Source organism: Paraburkholderia bannensis NBRC 103871, assembly GCF_000685015.1.
Lineage (GTDB): Bacteria > Pseudomonadota > Gammaproteobacteria > Burkholderiales > Burkholderiaceae > Paraburkholderia > Paraburkholderia bannensis.
The window spans coordinates 1-7,421 of the sequence record NZ_BAYA01000070.1 but is presented as its reverse complement, the minus strand read 5'-3'; the positions used below and the strand labels follow the sequence as shown (position 1 = coordinate 7,421).

At 60.3% G+C, this 7,421-nt stretch carries 3 protein-coding genes and 2 pseudogenes; all 5 read left to right on the top strand.

The window, feature by feature from the left end; genetic code table 11:
- Positions 1 to 82 precede the first annotated feature (82 nt).
- A pseudogene (locus BBA01S_RS48385) lies at positions 83 to 333 on the top strand (aliphatic sulfonate ABC transporter substrate-binding protein); the annotation flags it as partial.
- Between the two features lie 72 nt (positions 334 to 405).
- Positions 406 to 933, top strand: coding sequence for an SLOG cluster 4 domain-containing protein (locus BBA01S_RS39160; protein ID WP_027821132.1), 528 nt, complete (start codon positions 406 to 408; stop codon positions 931 to 933).
- Between the two features lie 465 nt (positions 934 to 1,398).
- Positions 1,399 to 4,152, top strand: coding sequence for a type VI secretion system Vgr family protein (locus BBA01S_RS39155; RefSeq protein WP_245641733.1), 2,754 nt, complete (start codon positions 1,399 to 1,401; stop codon positions 4,150 to 4,152).
- A 24-nt stretch (positions 4,153 to 4,176) separates the two neighbouring features.
- Positions 4,177 to 6,477 (top strand): T6SS effector phospholipase Tle3 domain-containing protein, encoded by a 2,301-nt coding sequence (locus BBA01S_RS39150; RefSeq protein WP_245641732.1) that lies wholly within the window; start codon positions 4,177 to 4,179, stop codon positions 6,475 to 6,477.
- A pseudogene (locus BBA01S_RS39145) lies at positions 6,474 to 7,421 on the top strand (virulence factor); the annotation flags it as partial. The gene BBA01S_RS39150 and the pseudogene BBA01S_RS39145, both read left to right, overlap by 4 nt.

The following is a 7,421-nucleotide window of genomic DNA, read 5'->3' as shown; positions in this document are numbered from 1 at the left end:
CTGCGCAAAATTAAACCTCTTCGCCCGCCGCGAACGCTGACACCTGCCAGTTCTAACTTTTATCTATTGATCGGTGGAAAGATGGGTGCGCGCCTCGCCGCAAGACGCGCGCGCCTGCTTGCGCCGGTCTGGGGGCTCGATGCCGCCACGATCGAGCGCGCGAACGCACGCCGCAGCTACGCCGCACGGCCGGTCGAGGCGGTGAATTTCGACGAGCAGCAGAAGATTGCCGACACCTTCCTCGCCGCCAGTCGGCTGCCCGCCGCCGTGGATACATCCCGCGCCCAACGCCGGGATTTCAACGCGAAGCGCGCGGTGGCGATTGGCGCGTAGTTCGAAGGGCTCACTTGTCACGCGCGCGCCAACATAAAATCACGTCGGCCAGACAATCAGAAGGAGCGCGTAGTGGCAATCATTGGCGTAATGGGTTCCGGCAAAGCCGAATGGCCGGAACTGTCCGTCCCGCTGGGAAAATGGATTGCCGAACAGGGCTTCGATTTGCTGACCGGCGCGGGGCTCGGCGTGATGTTGTCGACGGCGCGCGCGTTTTCGACGACGCTCGCCCGTAAGGGGCGTTCGATTGGCATCGTGCCGAGCGAAGCCCATCCTCAGCTCGGCTTCGTTGCCCTGCCCGGCTATCCGAATCCCTATATTGACCTGCCGATTCTCACACCGCTGCCGCGCAAGCTCGCGGACGCGCCCGACGACGCGCTGAACCGCAACTACGTGAACGTTCTGACAAGCAACGTGGTGGTGGCGCTCCCTGGCAACCAGGGCACCCTCGATGAGATCCGGCTGGCGACTCGTTTTGCCAAGCCGCTGATTTGCGTTGGCCCCGAGTCGGCTTTCGATGGCGTCCCGGCTAGCACGAGCATCGTCGGTGATCTGGATGCCGTATTCGCGTTTGTACTCGCCAGCATGCATGCCGAATAGTGGCGCGCCGATCGCTCAGAGCTGGATAGCGAAACTCGCGTGTGATTTGCAGCAAACGATGCAGGCAGGCAAGCCTGCTATTTTCATCGAACGTGTTTGGAGAGTTTGGCGCGATATATCACCCGCGTCCCTCTTTATCGCCACGTAAAACGTTGCCTGGTTCATCTATCGCATTAAACAACATAATCAGTGCTGCGCGAATCCGCCTCTACGCGTGGGATCCGCATAATTTAATCGATCAATAAAATCCGCGTCGGAAATATTTTCTCATAACCGCCCTTTCCCCGGCTCTATGCAGCGAATAATTTTCCTGTATTTCACAAATTTGACAGGGTTTCTCCATCCTGATAATTTAATTTGTCATTCTTCGTAATAATTTAAAGAGCATACTCGCCACGCGAATAAAAACGAGGCGCGAGTGATGCATTTTGCGTTAATACGTATTCTGCATCCGGGGAACAAGCCGTGAATTATCCGATCCCGCGTGTCTTTATCGGCGCCCTGCCTTCGCAGGAAAACCGCCCTTTCCGCTTGTACTGGAGCCGCTCTCTAAAGTCGCTGGCGGGACTGCTGCTCGTACAACGCATCGATATTCGCGAAGCGCTGGGCAGCGGCATCGAAGGCCGCTTGACCGGCATCTCGACGAGCGTCGGAATCCCGCTCCAGACCTTCCTCGGTCAGCCGCTGACGGTGCAACTGGTCACGGATCAAGGCGCCCTGCACTCGATCTGCGCCATCGTGACCGACGCATACGAGGGCGAGTCTGATGGATCGCTCGCCACCTACCAACTGGTGATTCGCGATGCGCTGTCGATCATGGAACGGCGCACCAATACGCGCATTTTCCGGCAAAAGAATGTCGTCGATATCCTCCAGACGCTCGTGAAGGAATGGCGCACCCGCAGCACGACGCTGGCGGGGACTTTCGATCTGGATATCTCGCAGCTCGATTCCACGAAATATCCGGCGCGCGAGCAGACCTTGCAGTTCAACGAATCCGATGCCAGTTTCGTGCGGCGCTTGTGCCGCCGCGATGGCATCAACTGGTTCGTAAAAGCCGGCGGCAACCAGGCAAACGACAGCGCCGCGCAGCCGTTTCACACGCTGGTGCTGTTCGATGACGCAGCGAAGCTCTCGCGGGCAAGTGTGGGGACGGTGCCCTATCACGCGGATGCCACCATCGGCGCGGCCGATTCGATCACCCAGATGTGCTTTGGTCGTCAGATCGTGGCGGGTGCGATCCGGCGCACGAGTTGGGACCTGAAGCCGGCGCGCGTCGACGAGGTTCAGATTCCCACGAGCGTCGATCAAGGCGCGGCCGGCAATGATCTCGCACGCTTGCTTTCGGATTCGCGCATCGACTCGCCGCATATGGCGGATTCCTGGAACGACTACGACCGACTGGGCGTTGCGCGGCTGAACGCACAGGGTTCCCGTTCGGTGTGCGTCGACGCGGCCAGCGGCGTGCGCGACCTCGCTGTCGGCGTCTGGATCGCGGTGTCGGGGCATCCCGAACTGGATCGACTGCCCGAGGAGAAGCGCAGCTTCGTCGTCACGGCCCTGCACCACCGCGGCGAAAACAACCTTCCGAAAGACCTCAGCGACCGTGCCCAGGCGTTGTTCGACGCAAGCCGCTGGTCGTTCGGGATCGTCCCGCCAGCCGTCGATACGGCTGCGCGCCCCGCCGCCGCCGATGGCTCGACATCCAGCCGTTACGAAAACACCTTCAGCGCCGTGCCGCGCGGCACCCCGCTCACGCCCGTCTACGAGCCGCGCGTCGATCTGCCGCCGGTGTATCCGATCGTCGGCATGGTCACGGCGCCAGATGGCGAAGAGGTGCATTGCGACGAATATGGCCGTGTGAACGTGCAGGTCCAGGGACTCGATCCGGACGATCACGCACACGCGAACGGCGCGGGCACGAGCGGCACCCCCACGGACAGCGCGCTCGTGCGCGTGCTGGGCAACTGGGCTGGCGACACTTATGGCACACAGGTGCCGCTACGGGCAGGCATGGAAGTGCTGCTGGACTTCGTCGGCGGCGATCCTGACCGGATGTATGTCGCGGGCGTCTTCACCAATGGCCGCAACATGCCCGCGTCGATGTTCAGCGGCAAGGGCGCGTTACCGGGCAATCGCTATTTGTCGGGGCTGCGCTCTAAGGAAATCAAGGGGCAGCGCTATAACCAGCTACGTCTGGACGACACCCCTGCGCAGATCAGCGCGCAACTCACAAGCCAGCATCAGTTCTCTGAGCTGAATCTAGGCTATCTCACGCAGCCTCGCGACAACGGTCAAGGCGCCAATCGCGGCGAAGGCGCAGAGCTGCGCACGGACGCGGCGGCCGCCCTGCGGGCCGCTCAGGGGATGCTGCTCACGACCTATGCACGGACGCAGGCAAGCGGCAACCAGCTCGATCGAGACGAACTGATCCAGTTGCTCGGCGAATGCACCGAGCTGTTCAAGTCGCTTGGCGATTACGCGGGACAGCATGGCGGCCAGACGATGGATACGGCCGGCCAAAGCGCGCTGGCGTCTGCCTTCAAGGGCTGGCAGGCGCCGGGCGGAGAGCCGCTGATGGCGTTCGGCGCCCAGGCCGGGGCCCTGCACGTGACGCCAAAGACGCACGTGACCTATGCGGGCGAGAACATTGATCAGGTAGCGCAGCAGCACGTCCAGGTCACCAGTGGTCAGCGCATCAATCTGCAGGCCGGGCATGGCGTGGCGCTCTTCGCCCAGGCCGACGACATCTCGGCGGTCGCCAATCAGGGCAAGGTGAAACTACAGAGCCAGGCCGACGATACGCAGATCGATTCGGCGAAAAACATTCAGTTGACGGCCGCTGGCGGCAAGCTCACGGGCGCGGCGAGCGATCAGGTCGTGCTCGTGACTTCGGGGGGAGCGTACCTGAAGCTGCAAGGCGGCAATATCGAGCTCGGCTGCCCGGGCAATTTCACGGTCAAGGCGGCGGGACACACATGGGCCGGCCCGGCCAGTATGAGTGCAGATATGCCGAAGTTCGACCACGCGCCACTCGGGCGCGTGCCGCAACTCGTGCGGGCGACGGACGGACAAGCCGCGAGCGGTTACGAGGGCGAGGTCCGCAAGGCCGCGGGCGACATCGTCAAGGGGCAAACCGATGGCTCGGGCCAGTTACCGGCGATCAACGGCAATCAGTTCGAATCGCTGGCGGTGAATTTTTTCAAGAAGATGAGCTAACCGCATCGTGAGAATAAAAAGAACATGACCGACTCCTTTCTCGATCCAACGTCCTCGCAGGCTGGTGCTGCAAATCAGGCTGCAAATGCGTCCGATGCGGGCGCCGCACCGCGCATCCTGGTCGGCGGCGGCCAGGGCCCCACACTCTTCGACGTGCAGAGCAAGCTTGTTTGCGTCAAGCAGATGCCGTTGCCAGGCGTCGTCATCTTCGTGCATGGCGTGAACTCCGAGGGCGAATGGTTCCAGGCCGCCGAAGAGGGCCTGTGCAAAGGACTCAACAGGCGGCTGGGGCGACTCGATGACCAGATGGCCTATACGGGCGTCGAGGGTGGGCAAATGTCGCCGGTGAGCTATACGGGGAGTTTGACTGCGGATGGATACATCAATCCCAAACTGACGTCGAGTACATACATCAAGGACGCGCCCTCCTTCTCGCCGGTGATCCATTTTCGCTGGGGTTACAAGGCGAACAAGCAGGACATGAAAGACTACGGCGCCAACGTCTTTCTTAATGAGCAGAATTACTGGGGCGGCGGTCCGTTCGCCAATGGCTGCACCAGTCTGGCCGACCTATGGAACGTGGGCATCGACGACCGTGTGTTTGGCTGGATCACCGTTCAGGCGATGAATCCAACACCGCGTCTTGTCTACCGGACCCCGCCGCGGTCGTACATGGTGATGGGCGCGCTGCGCCTTGCCAAACTCATTCAGTCGATTCGCCAGAAGCAGGCCGACGTCCCTATTACGGTTGTCTGCCACAGTCAGGGCAATATGGTCGGCATGGCGGCCGCGTTCCTCGGCGATCGTATGTCCGATGTCACCGACCCGTTTCAGAAAACGGGGAGTTGTGTGGCAGACGCCTATGTGCTGGCCAACGCGCCCTATAGCCTCGTCGAAAAGCTCGGCATGGACAACTGGACGCAGCGCGAAGCGAAGGATGCGCAAGGCAATCGGGGGCGGGAAACCTTCACCGCGCGCGCCGAGACGCTGAAGAATCTCTTCGAAATCCTGCGCAAGCGCGCGGCGCTCGAACCGGACGCAGGCGAAGTCGACAAGGAGATGGCCAACACGCGGAATTCGGAGAGCGGCGGCAAGCCCTACAGCGCGTCGCAGGACAGGACCGATCACGGCGTGAACGGACACACCTATGGTCGGGTCACGGTGTATTGCTGCCCGCACGATCAGGTGATTTCCGCAACGACGGTGCAAGGGATCGGCTGGCGCGGGATGAGCGCGCAGGAAATCGACAAGACCGGCGGTCACGGCGTTTTGACGCAGCGGGTTTTTGCAACCCACTTCAAGGTCGGCGACGCGGGCAACACAACGTACAACTACCGGAACAACGACTGGCGCGCGAAGGTGATCGATGAAAAGGGATTCTGGTCTCCGCCATCGCCACCGGCGAAGTTCGGACTATCGAAGGCCCTGCGCGGAAACCGCACGATGTTCGGCAAATTCGGCACGCTGACCACCGCTCCGCTTCTGTATCTCGCCACGCTGCTGGTCAAGCTTCCCGTCAACGAAGATCCGCCGAAGGATTGGGAGGTGCCCGTCAATGCGCCGGTTCTGGACGAGCCGTTTTGTCCGGCTTCGAAGCGCTACGGCAAGGAGGTCGAATACAAGGCAGATGGTTTCGTCAGCAACTTCAACGAGGGATACGACCCGCCGTCGGCGGCGCGCAACGCGCAGAAAGCCGCGAGCGACACCCAGGCAGGTGATCCGTACGATGCCTTCAAGCCCGATGCGTCGATGGTCAATGGGCAGATCAAGGCGAGCGATCTGGAGGCGCAGGGTACGCTCGATAGCGAGGCTTCGCAGCGCTATGAGGATCACGCCATTTTGCGCCAGGAGGCGCGCCGCAACGCTCAGCAAGGTGATACGAACGGCTGGGTCGATGACAATGGCAAGGTGACGGGCGAGGACGATGCATCGAACGCAACACAGGGTTACCACGACTGGCACAACGACGAGATCAACAAGATCCTGCGCGACGGCGTGAATAACAATCCAACCAACCACTCGATCACCATGACGAATGCCGACCATGCGCAATTCGCGCTGGCGTATGACGTGGCGATCGGGCCGTGTTATTTGACTGGCGAGGACCTGAGTGATCTGCGTAAGGAGGCAGACTGGCGCTTTGGGAAAGGAATGGAAGATAACAACCCGAATAAAAAGTACTCGGAGTACTTTGCGACCGGAAAATACAAAGATCAACTACTGCAGGACTGGGCTCATTCTGATCCCGAGGCAACGTTGCCGAGCGACAAGATTCACGACCAGCGCGAAGGAGAGCTCTTCCTTAGTGTGGGGGAGGTTGTATGAGCACACTGATCGGCACGTGGCCGCGGCGACTCGGTCTCTCCATTTCCGTAATGGCTTTGGTTTCTGCGCTGATGTTGGTCTCAATGAATTATGAAGGACGGGCGGCGCCCGGTAATTTGGCGACAGGAGAGGTAATGAAACGACTGGTAATCCTGCCGGGCTTGCTGGCATTTGCAGTGTTCGTGCTGTCAGCGGCGCTTGCGCCGACGGTCGCGAACGCAGCTCAAACCAATGAGACTGGATCGGTAAGCCCGGGGGAGGATGCGACAAAACCCTTCGTTGCGCAGGTAGTCGGACTTGAATGGTTAAACCCGCTGCAACGCCGCGATTACCCGACTGAGTGGCAGGTCCTGTGGGCTATGGGACTGTCAAGGGCAAATGCGAACGACGATATGGTTCGCAGCGATCCCAAGAGCTTTACAACACTTCAATCCGTCGCAGGAATCGCGGACGGAAACAACGGCCGTGAAACCTTCAAGGGATATCACCACAAATATATCGATGAGCTTTTACCATTGTTCGCCGACCGCTATGCGATGAACGGCAAATATTTCTACACAGTGCAGCCTCGTGATAAAAAATTGTGGCGTGAACTGGCTGGCATTCATATCGAGTATGCCATTCCAACAGGGCGACTTGATCCAGTGGAGGCGAAATCCTATCTCCGCGACCGCATGAAGTTGTATTTCGAAATCGGCAGCAAGTCGTCCCCGGATCTCTGGAGCAAGGACACGCCGCCGGATGTTCATGTCACTTCCGGAGGCCCCAACGCAGGCTTCACATCGCTGAACAACGCACTGGACTATCTACAGGCAAACCCCGATAAAAGCGTCTGGGTGATGAACTGGGACGCCCCGAGCTTCCCGCCGAAAGACGGCCAGATCAACGAGAACATGGTGCTTCTGATCCTCGCCGGATCCGACATGAAGACCGAACGCGCACCA

Bases quoted from the DNA above. Each gene is read 5' to 3' on its own strand.
- BBA01S_RS39150 (WP_245641732.1), top strand. From the start codon at position 4,177: ATGACCGACTCCTTTCTCGATCCAACGTCCTCGCAGGCTGGTGCTGCA.